Raw genomic sequence first — 22,598 nt, forward strand, 5'->3', positions numbered from 1 at the left:
GCGCTGCGGCATCGACCAAAACTGTGTCAATCAAGCAACATTTCGGCCCGCAGCCGTGCTCCAAAACCTTTGTGAACGTTACCAAAAGCGATCTAAAATATTGATATATTGAATTTATGCACAAAATTTCGGTTGCTCCCGTGCATCTGCTTTTTGTCGATTTACCTGAGGTTCATGTTGGGCTATGAAAAAAACTGCAAAAGCGCACGTTGAGGGGCGCTTGCGGGAGGGGATTTCTGATGAAAGCGAATGGGATCAATGCAAGCGCGCGCCTGCTGTGCGGGGCCGCAACATTCCTGGCACTGGCCGTCACCGGCACGCCGGTTATGGCGCAGGAGGTTGAAGAACCGGCTGCCGTCGAGGATGAAGGCGAAGACATCGTCGTCACCGGCATTCGTGGATCGATCCAGTCCTCGCTTGATGCCAAGCGCAACGCGACCTCGATCGTCGAAGTGATCTCGTCCGAAGATCTTGGCCTGCTGCCCGATCTGTCAATCGCCGACTCGCTTGCCCGCCTGCCGGGTGTGACCGCTCAGCGCGTCCGTGGCCGTTCGCAGCAAGTCTCGATCCGCGGTCTCGGCCCTGATTTCTCCCTCGCGCTGCTCAACGGCCGCGAAGTGGTGTCGGCTGGCAACAATCGCGGGATCGAATTTGACCAGTTTCCCTCCGAACTGATCGGTTCGGGCGTGGTGTACAAAACCGGTGATGCGCAACTGGCCTCGATCGGGATCGCGGGCGCCGTTGACCTGCGCACGGTCAAGCCGCTCGATTCGAAGAAGCGCCAGATGACCCTCTCGGGCACCTACACGATCAACGACAACGGCTCGCTGAATCCGGATTTCGGGGCTGACGGTTACCGCTTCTTCGGCAGCTATATTGATCAAAACGCTGATGGCACCATCGGCTGGTCGATCGGCGCGACGGTGCAGTCGATCCCGACCCAGATCATCCAGCGCGAGCTGAAGACCAATAACGGCCAGATTGCCCGCACTCCCGCCGGCGTCATCTTCCCGCGCGACAACCCGCGTCAGGGTGTGCAGAGCCGCGAGTTCAAGCGCACGTCGGTGGCAGGCAGTCTGCAATTTGAGCCGACCGACACCTTCTCGCTGACCATCGACAGTTTCTACACCGCGACCGACGATTCGGGCATCTTCCGCGGAACCGAAACTCCCATCGCTTCGTGGAGCACCAATGGCGGGGCGCAGGTCGGCGCCGTGACCGGGTCCGGCCCGTTTGCGGAATCGGCGACCTATCGCAACGTCTTCCCGATCCTGCGCACCGACACCCAGGGCGCAGATTCGTCGATCTTTGCCATAGGCGGCAACATGGAGTGGAAGGCGACTGACAATCTCGGCTTCGTCCTCGACTACGGTTACTCTACGCTTGATCGCGACGACGTGAACTATGAATCCTACGCCGGTACGGGTCGGAACGGCTCGGGCCCGGCTGACACGCTGACGTTCAACTTCAACCCGAACGGTGAATACACCATCGACGGGCTGATCGATTACACCAACCCGGCCAACGTGCTGCTCACCGATCCGGGCGGGTGGGGCCAGGTTGGCTTCCTGCGCGTTCCGGAAACCAACGACGAGTTGCACCAACTGCGCGCCGAGGCCTATTGGGAGTTCGACGGGGGCTTCATTGATCGCATTGTCGCGGGCTGGCTCTACACCGACCGTTCGAAGGACTTCGACAACAACGGCATCTTCCTGCGGCCCGGCGCGGGCTTCGTGAACAGCTCACGGGCGATCCCCTCGGACACCATCATTGGCTCGACCAATACCAAGGGCATTGGACAGGACATCATCGCCTATAATCCGGCGAGCCTGCTGACCAACGGCGCCTATACGCTTCAGGCGGCGACCGACGATACCGAATGGCTGGTGGACGAGCAGGTGCACAATTTCTACATTCAGGCCAATATTGACGGTGAGGTCGGCTCGGTGCCGGTGCGCGGCAATATCGGCCTGCGCTATGTCGATACCTCGCAGTCTTCGACTGGCACGATCAGCGGCGGCCGCGTCAACGAAGTCAGCGCGAACTACGACAACTGGCTGCCGAGCGCGAACCTCAGCTTTGAAGTGATGGAGGATACCTTCATCCGCGTCGCCTATGCCAAGTCGATCACCCGCGCGCGGTTGGATCAGCTGGCGGCGAACCAAAACATCAACGTTAACCCGCTGAGCTGCTCTGATACCAACGCCGACCAGATCCCTGATACGGTAATCGGCTTCAATCCGCCGGCGCTGGTGTGCTTCAACCTCAGTGGCGGCAACCCGACCTTGCAGCCGTATCGTTCGACATCGTTCGACATCTCGTTCGAAAAGTACTTCTCGCCGGGAACTGCGATCATCATCGCGGCCTTCCACAAGGACTTGTCGGACTGGGTGATCAATCAGCCGACCATTCTTGATCTCACCCAGCAGATCGAAAATGCCGGTTTCGGTTCCATCCTCACGAATGCGCCCCAACTTGCCACCGGCGCGTTCGATGGCCCGGTTAACTTCTCCGATGGCAACATCACCGGGATCGAAGGGACGGTGCGCGTCAACTTCGGCGACTTCATTGATGCGCTCGACGGCTTTGGCGGGTTCTACTCGGTCACCTATTCCGACGCCAAGATCGATCCGCCGGGTCAGAACCCGATCCGCATCCCCGGCTATTCGGATCTCACCTGGTCGAGCGACATCTTCTACGAAAAGTACGGCTTCCGTGCCAAGCTCGCCGCGCGTTACCGTGGTGGCTTCCTGTCGGAAGTGCCGAACTTTGCGGGCGGTCTCGAAGGGGCCGAAGCTCTCAGCGAAACGATCCTCGATGCCCAGCTTGGCTATACCTTCGAGAAGGAAGGCAGTGTCCTCAACGGGGTGCAGGTCCTGGCCGAAGTGTTCAACCTGACAGATCAGCCGTTCAGGACGCAGAACGAACTGTTCAATGCGGGCGGCGCCAGCCTCGGCACCTCCTTCCCGAGCCGGCACGAAATCTACGGACGGACGTTCCAGTTCACGATCCGCAAGAGCTTCTGACGCGAAGGCCCTCGGGCCTTACCAGGGTTGCAGGGGGGGCTCGCCGGAAACGGCGGGCCCTTTCGCTTTAGAGGAGCGCCCGGTGGGACTGGGCAGGGCCCTGCGCGGCGCTAGGTTGGGCGCTCGATCACTGTTCCACGCGGAACATTTGCGATGGGTAGGTCAGGCGGCGAGGGGTGCGGCGGCGCAATGCCGGGCGACGAATTCGCTGTGGGAGGGCATGGCCGCCACTGCCTCGCTCATTGCCGCGCGAATCTGCGCGAGCCGCTCGGCCACCGGCACGCCTTCGCGCATCGCGGCGAGGGCGGGTGCCCGGTTTGGCACGATCCCCTGACCCAGATAGACCGCGATCCAGCTGGGATTGGCAAACAGCTCGTGGCTCTCTGCCACCAGCATCCCGTGGGCGCGGAAATGGTCGATCTTGTATTGCAGGCTGTCGGGGATCGGCATGGCGGCGCAATAGCGCCACAGCTCGGAATCCTGCCGCTCGCTCGCCTTGTAATGGAGGATCAGGAAGTCGCGGATCAGTTCGTATTCGCGGGCCGTCTGCGCATTGTACTCGTGCGCCAACAGCGGTGACATGGCGCTATCCGGCAGAAGGGCGATGAGCCGCAGGATGCCGTATTGGATGAGATGCAGGCTGGTCGATTCCAGCGGCTCCATGAAGCCCGCCGACAGCCCGATGGCAACGCAATTGCGCTTCCAGAATTCGCGGCGCTTGCCAGTGACGAAGCGCAAGGGGCGCGGGTCGGCCAGTGCCTTGCCGTCGAGGTTCGCCAGCAGCGTGGCGCTGGCCTCGTCCTCAGAAATGAACTCGCTGCAATGGACATAGCCATTGCCGGTGCGGTGCTGGAGCGGGATGCGCCACTGCCACCCGGCCTCACGTGCGGTGGAGCGGGTGTAGGGGGTGAACTCGCCCTTTTCGCCCCCCCGTTCACTGGGCACGGCCACAGCACGGTCGCAGGGGAGCCAGTGCTGCCAGTTGTCGTAGCCTGCCTCTAGCGCCTCTTCGATCAGCAGACCCCGAAAGCCGCTGCAATCGATGAAAAATTCGCCCGCGATGCGCGTGCCATCATCGAGCAACACGCTATCAACGAACCCGTCATGACTGCGCAACGAAACGTCAACGACCTTGCCTTCCTTGCGCACCACGCCCCGACTTTCGGCAAAGCGGCGCAGGTAGGCGGCGTAGAGCCCGGCATCGAAGTGATAGGCGTAATCAAAGGTCGACTGGATCATTCGCCGGTCGGGGGAGGGGTGGGTGAACTTGCCCGCCTTCGCCATCGCCCAGCACATCGAGAAATCGTCAATCGGGCCGTCGATCCGGCCCTCAAGGCTTTCGCGCATCCAGTGGTGATAGAAGGGCACGTTGTCGAATTCGGCGCCATACTGGCCGAAGGGGTGGAAGTAGGAATGCCCTTTGCGCCCCCAGTCGACGAATTCGATCCCGAGTTTGTATGACCCCTGCGTTTCGCGCACGAAGGTCGCCTCGTCGATGCCGAGGCGCTGGTTGAAGTTGCGGATCGGCGGAATGGTCGCCTCGCCCACGCCGACGGTGCCGATGGCCTCGCTCTCGATCAGCGTGATGGCGCAGGATCGTCCGACCGCATGGGAAAGCGCCGCCGCCGTCATCCAGCCCGCGCTGCCGCCGCCGACAATCACGATGCTCTTGAGCGGGGCGGGCTGGCTCATCCCCCGCAGCTTTCGCGGATCAGCAGGCTGGTTTCGAGCCGCTGCGAAATCGCCGGGCCGTCACCCTTGTCGATCAGCTTTGACACCAGCATCCGGCCCGCTAGGTTGGCGTCCTGATCGATCGTGGTGAGCTGCGGGGTGACGAGACGCGCCGCGGGGATGTTGTCATAGCCCACCACCGAAACGTCCTCCGGCACCCGCATACCCGAACGCGTCAGCGCCCGGATCGCGCCGATGGCGATCAGGTCACTAACGGCGAACACCGCATCGAACTTGAGCCCGCGCGCAATCGCGCTACGCACGGCCGCTTCGGCCGAGTGGACTTCGAAATGAGCAGGGACGATCAGCACGTCATTCAGCGCGATGCCCGCCTGATCGAGCGCCTGCTTGTACCCGCGGAACCGCTGTTCAGCCTCGGGCGCTTCGGTATCGCCCAGGAACAGGATGCGGCGGCGGCCAAGCCGCGCCAGGTGCGCGGTCGCCCGCCTGCCGCCAGCGACATTGTCCGATCCGATCACGCAATATTGCGCGTCGGGAAACTCCGCGCCCCACACCACGAAGCGATTGTCGCGCGCGGCGAGCGCGTTGAATTCGTGGTGCAGCGAGCTTTGTCCGATGAAGATCACCCCGGTCGCACGGCTGGTGCTCATCGCGTAATCGAGATCAAGGCCGGCGCGCGGGCTGAGGTGGCTGATGATCAGGTCCGCGTTCCGTTCCCGCGCGGCTTCGGCGATCCCGGCCAGCAGTTCGAGGAAGAACGGGTCGGACACCCGGCTGTCGCGCGCCTGCGGGGCAGGGACGACGACGGCGATGGTGGCATCCGCACCTATCGGCCCGCTCGGCATCGAGGCGCGAAATTCGTAATCATGCGCGCGGGCTATCTGCCAGATCTGTTGCTTGGTCCGGCGTTTGACCGAGGGACTATCGTTCAGCGCGCGGCTGACGGTCGAGATCGAGACCCCTGCCTCGCGCGCGATATCCTCAAGCGTCGCGCTGCGCCGGGATGCGGGGGAGAGTGTATCGGTCATTCGTCCTCAGCTGCCCGCCACGACGGCCCAATAGCCGGTGCCGGGAGCAAGATCGTGCGGCAAGGCGGCGGCCGTGTCGACCGTGTTTTGGGTAGCGATCACGCTGAGGACGCTAAGTTCCGCCGGAGGGCTCCACCGGGCAGGCGCTTCGCCGAGGTTGAAGACGCAGAGCACCGCCCCGCTTTCGTCCCGGCGCAGGAAGGCGAGGATGTCATCCGGGCTGTCGATCAGCGCAATATCGCCATGCACCAGCGCGGGAGAAGTCCGCCGCAGGCGCAGTAGCTGGCGCGCGTAACCGAGGGTCGAGGCGGGGTCTGACGCCTGACTGTCGACGGCAAAGCCGGTGTGGACCGGGTCAAGCTTGAGCCAGGTGCGGTTGGCGTTCGAGAACCCCGCTTGCGGGGCATTGGCCGCCCACGGCATCGGGGTGCGCGCACCATCGCGGCCCAAGGTGTGCGGCCAATTGGCGATGGCCTCGGGGTCTTGCAGGTCTTCGAACGCGACCTCGCCCTGCGGCAGGCCCAGTTCCTCGCCCTGATAGATGATCGGATTGCCGCGCAGGCTAAGCAGCAGCAGGAGGTTGAGCCGCGCGGCGCGCGCCATGTCACCGTCCAGCGTCCAACGGGTTACGGCGCGCGGCGCATCGTGGTTTGAAAACGCCCACGAGGGCCAGCCTTCGCCCGACTCCCCGCCCCATTGCGACAGGCTGGCGCGCACCAGCGGCGCGGTCAGGCGCGGGGCGTAGAGGAAGTCGAAGTTATAGGCCGAATCCAGCCGCTTGCCGCCTTCGGTGAAGGCCTTCATTTCGGCGAGCGGCTCCGGCCCGCCGACTTCGGCGACGGTGAAGCGGCCGGGAAACTCGTCAATCGCGGCGCGGATCCGTTCAAGGAAGGCGACGATGTCGGGGTGCGATTGGTTGTACTGCTTGACTTGCATGTCGAACGGGCGGGTCACCAGCTCCATCGGCACGCCGCTAGGCGGATTGTCGCGCAGGTCCGGGTCATGCATCGAGAAGTTGAGCGCATCCAATCGGAAGCCGTCCACGCCTCGGCCTAGCCAGAACCGCGCAACATCCAGCAGCGCATCCTGCACTTCGACATTATGGACGTTGAGGTCAGGTTGGCTGGTGAGGAAGTTGTGCAGGTAATACTGCTTCCTCGGCCCATCCCACTGCCACGCCGAACCGCCGAACACCGACTGCCAGTTCGACGGCGGCGAGCCATCGGGCTTGGGGTCGGCCCAGACATACCAGTCGGCCTTCGGATTGATGCGATCGGCGCGACTTTTCTGGAACCACGCGTGCTCGTCAGACGTGTGCGAATAGACCTGATCGATGATGACCTTGAGGCCCAGCGCGTGCGCCTTGGCGATGATCCGGTCGAAATCGGCGAAGCTGCCGAAGCTGGGGTCGATCCCGCAATAATCAGCCACGTCATAGCCGAAATCTTTCATTGGCGAGGTGAAGAACGGCGAGATCCAGATGCCGTCAACGCCGAGGTCGGCGATGTAGTCCAGACCTTCGGCAATCCCGGCAAGATCGCCGATCCCGTCGCCATTGGTGTCTCGGAAGCTGCGCGGATAGATCTGGTAGATGACAGCGCCGCGCCACCAGGCCCCCAAGCGATCGGTGTCGCTGGCGGCGGTTTCGGCTGCGGCTTGCGGGCCAGCGCAGGACTGGGCGGATGCCATTAGTCGTCAGTCTCCAGAATGCAGGCGGCAAAGCCGAACGCGGGCAGCGTGATCCGCACCGTCCCCGGCGCGGTGAGGGTGGTCGGACAATTACCGACCAGGAGCGCGACACCGCTCGCCCGGTAGCTCACCTCGACATTGTGCGAAAGCGCCGATGCGCTCGTATTGAACACCGCAAGCACCCGCTGTCCGGTTTCGGGATCATGCCGTTCGACCGCGAGCAGGCCGGGGGCGGTTTCCGCGAAAGCGCGCACCTCGGAAAGGCCGCGCCGCAGCGCCGGGCTGGCGGTGCGCGCCGCCGACAGATCGGCGATCAGGCGGTACAGGGGATGGGCGGTGTCGAAGTTGCTCTGTTCCGTGGTGGCAGTGGTACCGATCAGCCTGTTGTCGTTATAGACCGCGACCTTGCTGGGGAACATATCCTCGCGCGCCAGCTGGTCATTGCCGTCCGAGATGAAACCCTGCTCGTCGCCGTAATAGACCGTCGGCACGCCGCGCAGCAGGAACATCATCGCATGGCCAAGCTTAACCCGCGCCAGCAGCGTTTCGGCATCATCCGACCCGCTCATATCGCGCACGAACATCGAAAAGCGCCCGAAGTCGTGATTGCCGAGGAAGGTCGGCAGGCCCAGCGCGGTTTTCGCGCCGCCCGGATAGATCGCGTCCTGCTGGAGGAATTCGGCCATCAGCCGCGGCCCGGCCTTGCCGCTCGCAACCAATTGCACGGCCTTCGCGAAGCCCATGTCGAGTGCGTAGGGCAGCTGGCTTTCCGCCATCACCTGCGCGGCGAGCGTGGCGGTGGGTTCTTCGTAAGCGATCTCACCGAAGATGTGGAAGTGGTCGATCCCCTTGGCCTTGGCCCGCTCCAGAATGGGGGGGACGAAGGCCTGCCAGAACTCCGGGTTCACGTGCTTGGCGGTGTCGATGCGGTAGCCGTCGATCCCGTAATCATCGATCCACTGGCCGAAGATTGCGATCATGCCTTGAACGACGCGCGGATTTTCGGTCGCCAGATCATCGAGGCCCGAAAAGTCGCCATAGACGCTGCTTTCCCCCACCCAGTGCGAATTGCCGCGGTTGTGGTAAAGCGTCACGTCATTGAGCCACGCGGGCACTTTCACGGTCTTTTCTGCCTCGGGCACCACGGGGGTATAGGCGAAGGCGGGGTCGGTGAGCTTGGCCCAATTGGCGGGATCGGCGTTTTCGTCACCCGCAAAGCCTTGGTTGATCGGCGCGCCGTTCGGGCCGCCTTTGCGGCCGTAGGGATAGTCGCCTTTGCTGCGATAAGCGTAGCCATTGGCCGTCCCCTCGGCATAGTCGATCACATCGGCGGTGTGGTTGATGATGATGTCCATGTAGACCTTCATCCCGCGCGCATGGGCTTCATCGACGAAGGCCTTGAACTCGGCATTGGTGCCGAAATGCGGATCGACGCTTGTGAAATTGGTCACCCAGTAGCCGTGATAGCCCGAGCTTTCCTCGCCCGGCTTGCCCTGCACCGGCTTGTTCTTGAACACCGGCGCGAACCAGATCGCGGTGACGCCCATGCCCTGAATGTAATCGAGCTTGGCGGTCAGCCCCTTGAGGTCGCCGCCGTGGTAGAAGCCTTTGTGAGTGGGGTCGAATCCGTGATCGAAGACGCCGCCCTTGATCCCGCCGCGATCATTCGATGTGTCACCGTTTTCGAACCGGTCGGGCAGGACGAAATAGATGATCTCGTCTTCAAGCTGGCGCTCGGAAATGGGGGCGAGGCCCGTTGTTTCGGCCGCAGCCGGCCCTCCTGCCAGGGCGGTGCTCGCGCACAGCACAGCCGCTAAGCTCACGAAGATTCGCGTCATGACCCAACTCCCTCCGGCGGCGTTTCTGACACTTCAGAAGAGATTTTGCAAATCTTTGTGAAAAGTGGGCACGGGTTACGGATCATGGGACAAACAACGAAAATGCAATGATAAACAGGCTTTCGCGCTAAACGAAAGGCAAATTTTCCTGAGATTTTCGGAAAGTTTCTTGCAAATTTTTGCAAGGCGTCCAGACTATGGCCCGGCATCGTGCAATGCGTCACCCGGCGACAGATCCGGGAGCCTACGCGATGCCGGGAGCCGCGTCACCTCCGGGCAGATGGTGGCGCGGGGGAGAGGGATGATACGATCATGACGCAAGCCGGCCAAAAGCCTGCGCTGAACGCAGGCCAAATCTGGAACATGAGCTTCGGCTTCCTCGGAATCCAGATCGGGTTCGAGCTTCAGAACGGTAATGTCAGCCGCATTTTTCAGACCCTCGGCGCGGATGTTGGCGAACTGGCGATCCTGTGGATTGCCGCGCCGATGACCGGGCTGATCGTGCAGCCGATCATCGGGCATCTGTCGGACAAAACCTGGAGCCCCCGCTTCGGCCGGCGCCGTCCCTATTTCCTCGTAGGCGCGCTGCTGGCGACCCTTGCGCTGTTTGTCATGCCCAATGCTCCGGTGCTGTGGATCGCGGCCGGGATGCTGTGGGTCATGGACGCCTCGCTCAACATCACGATGGAGCCGTTCCGCGCGTTTGTCGGCGACAACCTGCCCGACCGGCAGCGGACGATGGGCTATGCGATGCAGAGCTTCTTCATCGGTACGGGCGCGGTGATGGCGGGCGCGCTGCCGTGGGTGATGACCAACTGGCTCGGCCTCAGCAACATCGCGCCTGTGGGCGAGATCCCGGAAACGGTGCGCTGGTCGTTCTATATCGGCGGAGCGGCACTGGTGGCGGCGGTCGCGTGGACGGTGTTTTCGACCAAGGAGTATTCCCCGCAAGAACTCGCCCGGTTCGAAGCCGCGCGCGGGCCTGCTGCGGGCGCAACCCATGCCGATGTGGAGCGCACGGCGCGGCAGTTTTCCAATGGCGGGATCGTCTGGATCATCGCCGGTCTCGGCCTCGCTGTACTGGTGGCCTTTGCGCGGGGGGAGAGCCGCCCTGCGTTCCTCGGCGACATTGAAGTGGCCAAGGACATCTATGTCCTCGCCGCCCTGCTGGCAGGCTTCGGCGTGATCCAGCTCGTCGCTGCATCCTTGCGCGGGCAGGGGCGCAATGACAGCGGCTTCATGGAAGTGGTGAGCGATCTGTTCGCCATGCCCAAGACCATGCGCCAGCTGGCCGTGGTGCAGTTCTTCAGCTGGTTCGGGATGTTTGCGTTGTGGATCTATGGCACGCCGGGCGTGACCGAATATCACTTCGGCGCGGCCGACGCGGCAAGCGCGGCCTATCAGGACGGTGCCGATTGGTGGAGCCTGATGGGATCGGTGCGCAACGGCTTGGCCGCTGCCGCGGCGCTCGGGTTTGTGATGGTCGCCGCGAAGATCGACCGCTGCCGCTTGCACGCGATCAACCTGCTGATGGGCGCGGCGGGCTTTGCGGCGGTGCTGCTGGTGCGCGATCCGGCGCTGCTGTGGGTGCCGCAGATCGGCATCGGCATCGCCTGGGCCTCGATCGTGGCGCTGCCCTATGCGATCCTCGCAGGCTGCGTCCCGGCGGAAAAAATGGGCATTTACATGGGGGTGTTCAACATCTTCATCGTCGTGCCGCAGCTGCTTGCCTCGACGCTGCTCGGCTTTCTCCTCACCAACCTGTTCGGGGGTGAACCGATCTACGCGATGGCGATTGCGGCGGCGAGCTTCGTGCTGGCGGCGGCGGCAACACTGTTCGTCATCGATGGCGAGGCGCGGGGCGTTCCGGCTTTGCAGGCCGGAGAAGCATGATGCGGCTGGCCTTTGCCTTGCTGGCGGGCGCGCTGGTCGCTACCCCGGCGCTGGCCCAACCCGATTACACCCCGCGTGATGTGGTTGAGGTACAGAACGCCGAGTGGACGCGCGACGCGGTACTGTATCAACTCAACACCCGGCAGTTCACGCCAGAGGGCACCTTCGCAGCGGCGCAGAAGCAGCTACCCCGGCTGGCCGCGATGGGGGTCGACATCATCTGGCTGATGCCGATCCACCCGATTGGCGAGGCGAACCGCAAGGGCAGCCTCGGCAGCCCCTACGCGGTGCACGATTACCGCGGCGTCAATCCCGAGTTCGGCACGGAGGCAGAGTTCCGCGCCTTCGTGGACGAGGCGCACCGGCTGGGGCTGAAGGTGATCCTCGACTGGGTCGCCAACCATTCTGCCTATGACAATCCGCTGACTGTGAGCCACCCGGATTGGTACACCCGCACGCCCGAAGGCGCGCTGATGTCGCCTGCGGGAACCGACTGGTCTGACGTGGCGGACTTCGATTACAGACAGCCCGGTTTGCGACAATACATGACCGAGAGCCTCGTCTACTGGGTGCGCGAATTCGGCATCGACGGGTATCGCGCCGACGTAGCCGGATATGTCCCGACCGATTTCTGGGAGACCGCGCGCGCCGAACTCGACAAGGTCAAACCGGTCTTCATGCTCGCCGAATGGGAGCAGCGCGATCTCCACGCTCGCGCCTTTGACGCCACCTATGGCTGGGGCTGGAAGGAGGCGATGCAGCGCCTTGTGAAGGACGGCAGCGGGGCTGGGGCGATGCGCGGCTATTACGCCGGGCAGTCCGAAACATGGCCCCATGCCGCGATGCGCATGGTCTATACCGATAACCACGACCAGAATTCTTGGGACGGGGTGGCGGCCGAAATCTACGGCCCGGCTTACGAGGCGGGAATCGCGCTGTCCTTCACCGGCCCCGGCTTGCCGCTGATCTATAACGGGCAGGAGGCGGATAATGACCGCCAGCTCAAGTTCTTCGAGCGCGATCCGATCGTCTGGCGCGAAGGCAAGCACGCCGCGCTGCTGGCCAAGCTGATCGCGCTCAAGACGGCTAACTCCGCGCTCCACAACGGCCGCTTCGGCGCGGCGCTTGTCGAGGTGCCGACCGATGCGACGGCGGATGTCTTTGCCTTCACGCGCGGGGCGGAGGGCGAGCGGGTGTTTGCGGTGTTCAACCTCAGCCCCCGGCCGCAGCAGGTGACCTTCCAGCACGCGCGCCATCATGGCCGCTATGCCGATGCGCTGAGCGGCGAGGCGATGGCCTTCGCGGGCGGCGAGACGCTCGCGCTTGCTCCGTGGGGCTACCGGATTTTCACAGAGACCAAATGAGCGCCCCGATAGGCGCGGGAGAGGACGCATGACGAAGCTTTGGACCCGGTTGATCGCGGCGGCGGTAGTCGCATGGGCCGCCGCGCCTGCCTATGCCGAGACGCTGGAACTGACCTCGCCCGACGGAAAGATCGCCGTTACGGTCAAGGATGATGGCGGGCAGGCGACCTATGCGGTCAGCTTCGAAGGCGAGCAGGTCATCGCCCCGTCAAAGCTCGGGATGCTGTTCGCCGAACACCACGGGTTTGAGCGCGGTCTCGCCATTGCCGGATCGACCCGCGCCAGCAGCGACACCACGTGGGAACAGCCGTGGGGCGAGCGCCGTCTGGTGCGCGACCAGCACAACGAACTCGCGGTGACCTTCAAGCCCGCTGATGGCCCGGACCGTCAGATGACCGTCCGGTTCCGCGCCTTCGATACCGGGATAGGCTTCCGCTATGAATTGCCCGAACAGGCCGCGCTGGAAGGCGATATCGCCATCGTCGAAGAGCTGACCCAGTTCGGCGTCGGCGACAAAACGACGATGTGGTACACGCCGTCCGACGAATACAACCGCAACGAATATATCTATCGCGTCGCCCCCGCAGGCGAGGTTGATGATGCGCACACCCCGTCCACCTTCCGCACCACCACCGGCATCCACTTTGCGATCCACGAGGCGGCGTTGGTCGATTACTCCTCGATGTCGCTGGATCAGCTGCGACCGGGCAATTTCCAGGCGAACCTGAGGAACTGGTCGGGTGGGCCAAAGGTGAAGACCAAGGCGCCGTTCAAGTCCCCATGGCGCACCATCCAGATCGCGCGCGAGGCGGTGGGGCTGATCAATTCCGACATCATTCTCAACCTCAACGAGCCCAACACACTGGGCGACGTCTCCTATGCCAAGCCCGGCAAATATGTCGGCATCTGGTGGGCTATGCACATCAATGACCGCACTTGGGCGAGCGACAAGTACCACGGCGCCACCACCGCCGAGACGAAGCGCTATATCGACTTCGCCGCCAAGCATGGCTTTGCCGGCGTGCTGGTCGAAGGTTGGAACAAGGGCTGGGACGGCGACTGGTTCAACAATGGCGATCTGTTCAGCTTCACCGAGGCCTATCCCGATTACGACATCGAAGCCCTGAGCAAATATGCCGCCGCCAAGGGCGTCAGCATCATCGTCCATCACGAAACTTCGGCCAATCTTACCAACTACGAAAAGCAGCTCGAAGCTGGCCTCGATCTCGTCCGCAAGATCGGCTCGCGCTATGTGAAGACCGGCTATGTCTCGGACGCGGGCGATGCCGTGTGGGTCGATGATAAGGGCATCCGCCACTACGAATATTACGATAGCCAGCGGATGATCGACCACCACATGACAGTGATCAAGGCCGCAGCCGAGCGCGAGATCGCGATGGACACGCACGAGCCGGTCAAGGACACGGGCCTGCGCCGCACCTATCCCAACTGGATGAGCCGCGAAGGCGCGCGCGGCATGGAGTTCAACGCCTGGGGCTCGCCGCCCAACCCGCCTTCGCACGAGCCGATGCTGGCCTTTTCCGCGCTGCTGGCGGGGCCGTTCGATTACACTCCCGGCATCTTCGACCTGCGCCCCAATGAACGCGCGCCGGTGCGTGCGGATATGGCGCGGGGAGACCCGAAGAACCGCCCGCAAACGACGCTGGCCAAGCAGCTTGCGACTTATGTGACGATCTACTCGCCGCTCCAGATGGCCGCTGACCTGCCCGAGAATTACGAGGCCCGGCCCGAAGCCTTCCAGTTCATCAAGGATGTGGAGGCCGATTGGGAGGAGTCGATCGCGCTGGCCGGTGAGGTTGGCCAATATGTCGCCTTTGCTCGGCAGGGGCGCAAGTCAAAGGAATGGTTCCTCGGGGCGGTGACCGACGAGAAGTCGCGCGACCTGTCGCTGGCGCTGTCCTTCCTCGAAAAGGGCCGCAAATACCGCGCGCAGATCTACCGCGACGGCCCGCACGCGCATTGGGACTACAACCCCTATGACATCGTGATCGAGGAAAAGGTGGTGACCGGCGGGGACATCTTCGCTGTGCGGCTGGCGGCATCGGGCGGGGTCGCGGTGCGGTTCATTCCGGTGAAGTGAGGGACGCCGCAACCGGATCGGCGGCTTTCGCCTCGTTTCGGACAAAGCGGACGTTCGGCAAACGACTCCAAATCGGACGCCAAACGGGCACGAGGCGATTATTACCCGGGTATAATTGACTCTATTTTCATCCGGGTATAATCCCGCCTCTCAGGAGGCAACCCACGATGACAAATTACACGGCTTTTCTTGCGCATGAGCGAGTCGCCTCTGGCACGCGCGATGACGTCCAAAGGCAGATCCTGTCGGACCTATCGGAGCACAAGGATTCCATCCTCGTCTTCGATGACGAGACCGGGCGGGTCACGGACCTCGATTATCAGGGAACAATGGCAGGGATTACGCCCCAGCCTGTTGGGCGCCCGAAACTGGGCGTTCAAGCGCGAGAGGTGACGCTGCTTCCGCGACACTGGGATTGGCTCTCTCAACAAAGTGGCGGCGCTTCTGCTGCGCTTCGACGCCTCGTGGATGCTGCACGCTCGCAGGGGCGCACTGTTCGTGATCGCCAAGACGCGGCCTATCGGTTCATGCAGGGCCTGTGCGGCGATATGAAGGGCTACGAGGAAGCGCTGCGCGCGCTTTATCGTTCTGATAGCACCAGTTTTGCATCTGCAATTGCGCACTGGCCCCAAGACGTGCGGCTCTACATCGACAGCCTGCTCGGCCTGAACACGAGCGATCAAGAGGCAGGATAGTGCGTGTCGCCTCTTGCCGTTGCGCAAGCCCTAGGGCGGATTTCTCGGGAGAAAGCGGCATGGCGGCTTTGGCGGTGTTTTCGCCAGGAGCGAAATTCTCAAATCGATCCCAAGGCGGTCGGATTGCTGACCACAAGGATTCAAATGGCGGAATGTGCCCGCCGCGCTAATAAGTCTCCATGGCCGACCCCGATTTCGCCTTTGATCGCGAAGCCCTTAGCCGGGCGCTTGAACTCATGGGCGGGAAAAGCGAGGGCGGTGAGGGCGCGCCTTCCATGCCTGCCGAAATGCCGGAGTTGGGGCTCGGCGGGCAAGCCACGTTGGATTTTCTTGCGCCCGCAGTTCTCGGCAAGGCCAGCGCGCTGGGCGATGCGACCGCATTTGCCCATATGGATCCGCCCACACCGTGGATCACCTGGGCGACGACCTTATGGAACGCATCGGTCAACCAGAACCTGCTTCATCCGGCAACCGCCCCGACGGCGCGTGAGATCGAACACAGGGTAATCGACTGGCTCACGCCATTCTTCGGAATGAGCGGCGGGCACATGGTGCCCGGATCGACAATCGCCAATCTCACTGCGCTGTGGGCGGCGCGGGAATGTGCGGGGGTCAAAGAGGTGGTCTATGGAGAGTCCGCCCATTTGTCCGTAGGCAAGGCGGCCCACATTCTCGGCCTCGCCGCGCGTCCACTCCCCTGCGGGCCATCGGGCGCGCTTGTGCCGAAGGCGGTGCCTGAGGACCTGCGGCACACGGCTCTGGTGCTGACCGCAGGCACGACCAGCACGGGCGCGGTCGACGATTTGTCACTGTGCGGACGCGCCGCTTGGACCCATGTCGATGCGGCATGGGCTGGGCCCTTGCGGCTCAGCCAAGCGCACGCGCACGTGCTCTCCGGCATCGAGGGGGCGGATTCGGTAGCGGTGTCGGCGCACAAATGGCTGTTTCAGCCCAAGGAGTCCGCCTTCGTGCTCTTTCGCGATGCAGCCAGAGCGCACGATGCGATTTCCTTCGGCGGTGCCTACCTTGCCGCGCCAAATGTCGGGGTTCTGGGCTCCCACGGCGCGACCGCCGTTCCGCTCCTTGCCACCCTGCTCGCGTGGGGACGGCAGGGGACGGCCACCCGTATCGACGCCCTGATGGCGGCGGCGAGCGAGCTTGCATCCCTTATACTGTCCCACGACCAGCTCGAACTTCTGGCTATGCCGCAGACCGGAGTGGTGGTCTGGCGTCCGAAGAGAACGGACCTCACCGAACCACTGTTTGCCGCAATGCCGCCGGGATCATGTTCGGTCACCAACCTGGGCGGCGAACGCTGGCTGCGCAATGTCGCGGCTAACCCGAACTTCGAGTTGGACGCCTTCGCGACCGCCATGGAAGTGGCGCTGCGTGGCTTGGGCATCCGATAAGCCGCCATTCGCCTATCCACCTAGCATCTGCCATTTCGGCCGCGCTGGCCGAGTCCCGGAAACGGCCATGCGGGGATTTTCCCCATCACTGCCGCAATCTGCCGTGACGCAGCGACTTTACATCCTTGGCTGATCCCCGCGCTTCCAGACGCAAAGGAGGGCGGACGCCTCGCCTAAGGCATCCACCCTCCACTCCCGTCCAAGGGAGAGCTGATGAAAGCTAAATCATTTTCCTACTCGGCTGTGGGCTGACAAGACCCGCCGCATGACCCATGCAGCCGTCCCATTCCGTGCCCGTCAGACAGGCGCGGCGGGACGGGGGGTTTCCTCCCCTGGACAGTGTCTCATGTGTCTCCAACAGCTACGTGCATGACCGGGGGCGCGGCCTCAGGCGGCCTGTTCCATCCGGGCGAGTTCGCAATGCGACCAGATCTCGGACAGGGCCTTGATCAGCCGGTCGATGTCGCCATCGGTGTGCACGGGCGAGGGGGTCACGCGCAGGCGTTCGGTCCCCACGGGCACGGTCGGGTAGTTGATCGGCTGCACGTAGATGCCGTGGTTGTCCATCAGCCAGTCGCTGATCATCTTGCACTTCTTGGCGTCGCCCACCATCACCGGGATGATGTGGCTGGGGTTGTCCAAGTGCGGGATGCCCATGATGTCGAGCGCGCGGCGGACCTGCGCGACGCGCTTCTGCTGAAGCTCGCGCTCGGCGCTGCTGTTCTTGAGGTGGCGGATGCTGGCCGCTGCGCCCGCTGCGATGGCAGGGGGCAGGGCGGTCGAGAAGATGAAGCCGCTGGCAAAGCTGCGCACGAAATCGACGAGATTCGCGGATGCGGCGATGTAGCCGCCCATCACGCCGAACGCCTTGCCCAGCGTCCCTTCGATCACGGTGATGCGGTCCATCAGCCCTTCGCGCTCGGCAATCCCGCCACCGCGCGGGCCATAGAGGCCGACGGCGTGGACTTCATCGATATAGCTCATCGCGCCATGCTTTTCGCAGACGTCGAGGATGTCGGCGATGGGGGCAATGTCGCCGTCCATCGAATAGACGCTCTCGAACGCGACCAGCTTCGGAACGTCGGGGCCGTACATCGACAGGAGTTCGTCGAGGTGTGCCGCGTCATTGTGGCGCCACACCTTGTAAGGCGCGCGGCTGTGGCGGATGCCTTCAATCATCGAGGCGTGGTTGAGCGCGTCCGAGAACACGACGCAGCCGGGGATCTTCGACGCCAGCGTGCCAAGGCCCGCCCAGTTGGAAACATAGCCGCTGGTGAACAGCAGGGCCGCTTCCTTGTTGTGCAGGTCAGCCAGCTCAGCCTCAAGCAGCACGTGGTGGTGATTGGTGCCCGAAATGTTGCGTGTGCCGCCCGCACCTGCGCCGCATTCGTCGAGGCAGTCATGCATCGCTTCGAGCACGTCGGGATGCTGGCCCATGCCGAGATAGTCGTTCGAACACCACACGGTCACCGCCTGGGTTTCGCCTTCGACAAAGCGCGTCGCGTGCGGGAAGCGGCCGCGGTGGCGCTTGATATCGGTGAACACCCGGTAGCGGCCGTCGGCGCGCACAGTGTCCAGCTCGCCGGCGAAATAGGCTTCGAAGTCCATCGGGGTTCCCTCTGTCGTCATTGTCTTGCTTTCAATCTGAATGGATCTGCGCCGCAGCCTTCCGCTGCGGCAAAGCCCAGCCCCACAGCATTCCGTCGCGGAATGGCAGGGCGAGGAAAAGGTGTTCGAGCACGCCGAGCAAGCTCAGAGTGGTCAGCAGGCTCGCGCCCACCATCTCGGCGCTGCCCACCGGCGCTGCGAGCGCGAGGCTGGCGAACCATGCGGTCACCCCGCCTATCCCGGCGACCGACAGCACCAGCAGCACCGTCATACGGTTCGGGCCGAAATAGGTCTTCAGGTAAGCGAGCTGCTCGGGCAGCATTTCTGAAGTGGAATTGGGCACGCCGACAAACAGGTTGATCTTCGAGATGAGCCGCATCGCGAACATGAGCACGAACACGGTTGCCCCGATCTGGTTGGGCACGCTCCACGACAGCGAGATCAGCAGCAACGCGGTGAGCGCCAGAGCGACCTCGTGATGCATCACGGTCGCGGCGGCCTGCCGGAAGCGGGCGACGCCGGTCAGCGATAGATCGGCCAGCCCTCGGCGCGGCCCGGCCGATGCGCCCGTCAGGAACGAGAGTTCATGCCAGCCCCAAACCATCAGCGCGCCGATAAAGGCCAGGTACACCGCCCACACCTCGGCCGAGAGCGATGCGACGAGGATCACCACCAGACCGGCGATCCCGGCAATGCTGCCGATCAGCAGGCTGGTCGAGAAGGTCGCGCGCTCACGGTTGTCCGCCCAGGCAATCAGCCCGGTTGCGACAAACCAGATCGCCACCGTCACGATGAACGGCAAAACATGGCCGCTCCAGCTTACCACGCGGGCTGGAGCCTGATCGAAGCGGGCAGAGCGTTGGACTTGGGCTTTTGCAGATACATCTTGGCAAAGGCGAGGCCAGCGCCGGCCATGCCGGAAGCGCGCTGCAGCAGACCGCCGATCCCACCGCGCGCCTTGCCTTCTTCGATGCGCCCGGCAGCGAGACGCAGCTTTTCCATCTGGGTGCGGAAGGCAGGCGCATCAATGTCCAGTTCCACTGGGAAGACCTGGCGGCTGATCTGGTTGCAGATCTCGAACACCTTGTAGCCATACTCGGTCGGGTCGACCCCGAGCGCGGCGTGGAACAGCGGACGGTTGTGATCGCGCACATACATCGTGGCGTAGACCGACAGCAGGAAGAAGCGGACCCACAGCTTGTTGGCGCCTTCCAGAAGCTTAGGATCGGCGCGCAGCAGCATGGCAAAAGCCTCACCATGGCGGAACTCGTCGTTGCACCATTCCTCGAACCAGTCGAAGATCGGGTGGAACTTGTATTGCGGGTTCTGAGCCAGATGGCGGAAGATGGTGATGTAGCGCGCGTAGCCGATCTTCTCCGACAGATAGACCGCGTAGAAGATGAACTTCGGCTTGAAATACGTGTATTTCTTGGTCTTCGTCAGATAGCCCAGATCGACGCCGATGCCGGCATCCTTCAGGCTTTCGTTGATGAAACCGGCATGCCGGCTTTCATCGCGGGCGAGCAGGCGGAACAGCTGCTTCACATCCGGGTTTTTGGTGCGCTTGGCGATCTCGGCATAGAGCACGCAGCCCGAAAACTCGCTCGTCATCGAACTGACGAGGAAATCGGTGAACTCCTTGCGCAGCGCGGGCTCGAGACCCTCGATCACGCCCTTGAAGCGGTCCGAGTGCTTGAAGTGCAGCTTGTTGGGATCACCCACCATGTCGGCGATCAACTGGTCCCATTCGCGCCGCACGCGGCTGATGTCGATGGCATCAAGCGCGTCATAATCGGTGGTGTAGAAACGCGGGGTCAGCATCGTGTCCTGCGTCGCGATCGCCATCGCTTCTTCGCTGGTCATCGGCTTGTAGGCGTTCATTTGATCCTCCCGGCATTGAAACTGACTTCGTAGAGTTCCGCCAGATCAAAATAGGCGGCGACTTTGGTCAGTCCGCGCATCAGCGGGCTGGCGCGGGTGACAGTCGCGCGGCGTTCGAACACCTGGCGCGTGCCAAACGGGATTTGGATCGGCGCGCCGTGGACGCGGACCTTGTCGCCCGGCTGGATAATGACCTCATCGGCCAGTTCGACATGAGCGTGGAAATGCTCGGGGCTCTGCTCTACCGTGATCGTGCAGGGCGTTTCGAACGAGCTCGCCGTGAGGAAGGAGAATGCCGTCACTGCGCCGCGGCCTTGACTGTGAACATGTTGGCATAAACCGCGCGGTTGTCAGGCCCGAAGGAGCTGACCTCGACACTGAACCCCGTGACCGGATCGGCCAGTGTGAGCGTATCATTGTCCCATTTGGTGAGGGTGAAGGGCACTGCCGGTCCTTCGCCGCGGATGCGGCGCTGATGGACCAAGCTGCGCACGGTGGCGCGGATGAAGCCGCCTTCGCCCTGGCCGAAGCTGCCGAGCACCTGAGCCGTCGCCCCGTCCTCGACGCGCACGGTGCCGTCTTCCTCATCGAAGAAGCGCAGCGTGACCTCGTCCGCGGCCTTAACCCCGGCTGCAGCCCGCGCCTCAGCGGGAACTGACTGACGCTCGAAGAAGCCGAGGGTGACAGCCGACGTCAATGCCAGCGCTATGGCAACCATCCCGCCCATTAGCACCAGCGGCGCCTTGTGAACGGTGACTTCGTCCTTTTCATATTCGCGAACGATCATGCTGGCGCTCCCTCAAGACTCTGTCCGGCCCGGCCCATGACCGGAGCGAGACGTCCGGCCACAGCCGCACCTGCGCCCTGAGCTGCGTGCTGACCTGTATGTTGAACGCTGGCGGGGGCGGCTTCCTTGATCTCGGTCAAATTCCGTTCGATCGCGCCATATTGTGCGCGGGCCTCGGCGATCATCTGCGCCACGTGGGCCGCTTCAGGCACAGCGCGCAGCATCGGCTGGGGCATCGCATAGTGGAACGGGCGCACATGTGGCCACAGCAGCAGCGTGCTGAGCAGTCGCTCACCAGTCAGTTCAAAAGCAATGTCGCCGTGACCCTTACCGCGTGCGCGGAAGTTGGCGGCCGTGATCTGCTTGAGCGGAAGGTTGATCCGCGTCTCGATCGCCATGCCGATGCGCATGATCATCCGCGCGTCGGTCAGGATGTAGAGCGTCGTGCGCGCGCTCGCCCAGGCGAGCATATACAGCAAGCCGACCAGCACCACCCCTAGCCCGGCGGCGACCAGCGCCGCTGTCGAGTTGCCGGTCAGCAATGCAATCACCGAAAGCGCGGCCATGTAGGTCCCGGCCTTGTGGGCATGGAACGCCGAGCGGGCCAGCAGGCCGACCGTGGGACGGCCCTTCCACAAAACCTTTTCCTCAGGTGCCGGCGTGCCGATCCGGTCGCCGAAAGCCTTGGGCCCATCATTCTCGAGCGAAGCGTGATCGAGGCCAGTGAGCAGCGACGTTTCCGTCGCTGCTGCACCTGCGGTTTGGTTCAGATCCATGCTTCAGACCTTTCCGGAGTCGCATACATGTAACCGCCGCCGAAATAGGCCTGGACGCGGTCTTCTTCGTAGCGGGTGATGATGCCAGCGGTTTCGAGCGTCGGTGCGTTCTCGAACTGCGCGGCGGTGATGGCGTCGATCTCGACGAACTTGGGCTTGTCCTCGATGATCGGCAGCAGCGCGTCGATCAGGCCGTTGCCGTGGACCGTGGCAACCATCATGGGCGCCAGGACCTTCTTGCCGGTGGTGGTTTCGACTTCGAGGTAACGGATCAGGTGTTCGGCCTGATCGACCCAGATATCGCTGACCTTGCCCACGGTCACGCCGTCTGCAGCAACCACCGGCCAGCCAACCAGCTGCGGATCCTGCGGCGAGACGATGATCTCGTGGCTGGCAGCGATCGGAACGATGCGCGGACGACCATCGAAGGTGAGGTCGGGATACTTGGAGCGGTTGGCAAAGGCGGCCGGGCCCATGCCATCGATCATCGGATCGCCAGTCGGCACCAGCGGCGCTCCAGCGGAGCGGAAGGCCGGCACGCCGGGGACGTTGATGTCATCGCGGGCGACGTCTTCCGGCACATAGGTGCCGCGGCCATTCGGCAGTTGGAAGGTCTTCTTGCCCGCATCGAACAGGCTGCCGGGGTGAATCTTGCCGGTGCCCTCATCTTCGAGCGGGTAGCCCTCACGGCGGCTTTCGCGGTTCAGGTAGAACACCAGCGCGATGAAGAATCCGAAAAACAGCAGGAAGGTGAGTTCGGCAACATCGAAGGTGCCGACGATATAGGCAGCGTTCATTTCATATTCCTCTC

General features: G+C 63.2%; 17 protein-coding genes. 6 read left to right on the top strand and 11 right to left on the bottom strand.

Translation table 11 applies throughout. The features are described from left to right. Window positions 1–239: 239 nt before the first annotated feature. The gene (locus GRI59_RS14210) at window positions 240–3,026 is read left to right on the top strand and encodes a TonB-dependent receptor (RefSeq protein ID WP_160761908.1); all 2,787 of its coding nucleotides are present in this window, start codon (window positions 240–242) and stop codon (window positions 3,024–3,026) included. Between the two features lie 162 nt (window positions 3,027–3,188). On the opposite strand, the gene GRI59_RS14215 is transcribed toward GRI59_RS14210, so the two are convergent. From GRI59_RS14215 to GRI59_RS14230, 4 genes are read right to left on the bottom strand one after another with little or no spacing between them, the layout of a single operon-like run. Then, window positions 3,189–4,718, bottom strand: coding sequence for a tryptophan halogenase family protein (locus tag GRI59_RS14215; protein WP_160761909.1), 1,530 nt, complete (start codon window positions 4,716–4,718; stop codon window positions 3,189–3,191). After that, window positions 4,715–5,746, bottom strand: a complete 1,032-nt coding sequence (locus GRI59_RS14220) for a LacI family DNA-binding transcriptional regulator (RefSeq protein WP_160761910.1) — start codon at window positions 5,744–5,746, stop codon at window positions 4,715–4,717. The genes GRI59_RS14215 and GRI59_RS14220 overlap by 4 nt, the downstream gene beginning before the upstream one ends. A gap of 6 nt (window positions 5,747–5,752) precedes the next feature. Beyond that, window positions 5,753–7,435, bottom strand: a complete 1,683-nt coding sequence (locus GRI59_RS14225; protein WP_160761911.1) for an alpha-amylase family glycosyl hydrolase — start codon at window positions 7,433–7,435, stop codon at window positions 5,753–5,755. After that, entirely contained in the window at window positions 7,435–9,273 is a 1,839-nt protein-coding gene (locus GRI59_RS14230; RefSeq protein ID WP_160761912.1) for an alpha-amylase family glycosyl hydrolase, read from the bottom strand. The genes GRI59_RS14225 and GRI59_RS14230 overlap by 1 nt, the downstream gene beginning before the upstream one ends. A 312-nt stretch (window positions 9,274–9,585) precedes the next feature. Here GRI59_RS14230 and GRI59_RS14235 point away from each other — a divergent pair, with 312 nt between their 5' ends. The 5 genes from GRI59_RS14235 to GRI59_RS14255 all read left to right on the top strand — a co-directional run bounded on the left by GRI59_RS14235 (window position 9,586) and on the right by GRI59_RS14255 (window position 16,735). Next, on the top strand, window positions 9,586–11,166 hold the full coding sequence (locus tag GRI59_RS14235) for an MFS transporter (protein WP_160761913.1): 1,581 nt from the start codon (window positions 9,586–9,588) through the stop codon (window positions 11,164–11,166). Then, window positions 11,163–12,530: an alpha-amylase family glycosyl hydrolase gene (locus tag GRI59_RS14240; RefSeq protein WP_183363750.1), complete on the top strand. Its 1,368-nt coding sequence runs from the start codon at window positions 11,163–11,165 to the stop codon at window positions 12,528–12,530. Before GRI59_RS14235 ends, GRI59_RS14240 begins: the two co-directional genes overlap by 4 nt. Before the next feature lie 28 nt (window positions 12,531–12,558). Next, complete coding sequence (locus tag GRI59_RS14245) at window positions 12,559–14,631, top strand: glycoside hydrolase family 97 protein (RefSeq protein ID WP_160761914.1); 2,073 nt, start codon at window positions 12,559–12,561, stop codon at window positions 14,629–14,631. A 167-nt stretch (window positions 14,632–14,798) separates the two neighbouring features. Further along, complete coding sequence (locus GRI59_RS14250; protein WP_160761915.1) at window positions 14,799–15,326, top strand: DUF2239 family protein; 528 nt, start codon at window positions 14,799–14,801, stop codon at window positions 15,324–15,326. A gap of 179 nt (window positions 15,327–15,505) precedes the next feature. After that, on the top strand, window positions 15,506–16,735 hold the full coding sequence (locus tag GRI59_RS14255) for a pyridoxal phosphate-dependent decarboxylase family protein (protein ID WP_160761916.1): 1,230 nt from the start codon (window positions 15,506–15,508) through the stop codon (window positions 16,733–16,735). A 387-nt stretch (window positions 16,736–17,122) separates the two neighbouring features. Here the strand turns inward: GRI59_RS14255 and hemA are convergent, their stop codons facing one another. From hemA to puhA, 7 genes are read right to left on the bottom strand one after another with little or no spacing between them, the layout of a single operon-like run. Then, a complete protein-coding gene (gene hemA, locus GRI59_RS14260) occupies window positions 17,123–18,343 on the bottom strand; it encodes a 5-aminolevulinate synthase (RefSeq protein WP_160762036.1) in 1,221 nt (406 codons plus the stop codon). 31 nt (window positions 18,344–18,374) lie between these two features. Further along, window positions 18,375–19,169 (bottom strand): putative photosynthetic complex assembly protein PuhE, encoded by a 795-nt coding sequence (gene puhE / locus GRI59_RS14265; protein ID WP_160761917.1) that lies wholly within the window; start codon window positions 19,167–19,169, stop codon window positions 18,375–18,377. Then, complete coding sequence (acsF, locus tag GRI59_RS14270; protein ID WP_160761918.1) at window positions 19,163–20,224, bottom strand: magnesium-protoporphyrin IX monomethyl ester (oxidative) cyclase; 1,062 nt, start codon at window positions 20,222–20,224, stop codon at window positions 19,163–19,165. The genes puhE and acsF overlap by 7 nt, the downstream gene beginning before the upstream one ends. Then, a complete protein-coding gene (locus GRI59_RS14275) occupies window positions 20,221–20,526 on the bottom strand; it encodes a hypothetical protein (protein ID WP_160761919.1) in 306 nt (101 codons plus the stop codon). The genes acsF and GRI59_RS14275 overlap by 4 nt, the downstream gene beginning before the upstream one ends. Continuing rightward, window positions 20,523–21,011 carry a photosynthetic complex assembly protein PuhC gene (gene puhC / locus GRI59_RS14280; RefSeq protein ID WP_160761920.1) on the bottom strand — a complete coding sequence of 163 codons (489 nt, stop codon included), beginning with the start codon at window positions 21,009–21,011 and terminating at the stop codon, window positions 20,523–20,525. The genes GRI59_RS14275 and puhC overlap by 4 nt, the downstream gene beginning before the upstream one ends. Further along, complete coding sequence (puhB, locus tag GRI59_RS14285; protein ID WP_160761921.1) at window positions 21,008–21,787, bottom strand: photosynthetic complex putative assembly protein PuhB; 780 nt, start codon at window positions 21,785–21,787, stop codon at window positions 21,008–21,010. Before puhB ends, puhC begins: the two co-directional genes overlap by 4 nt. Continuing rightward, entirely contained in the window at window positions 21,778–22,584 is an 807-nt protein-coding gene (gene puhA / locus GRI59_RS14290) for a photosynthetic reaction center subunit H (RefSeq protein ID WP_160761922.1), read from the bottom strand. The genes puhB and puhA overlap by 10 nt, the downstream gene beginning before the upstream one ends. Between the last annotated feature and the right edge of the window lie 14 nt (window positions 22,585–22,598).

The organism is Erythrobacter ramosus, from assembly GCF_009828055.1.
GTDB lineage: Bacteria > Pseudomonadota > Alphaproteobacteria > Sphingomonadales > Sphingomonadaceae > Erythrobacter > Erythrobacter ramosus.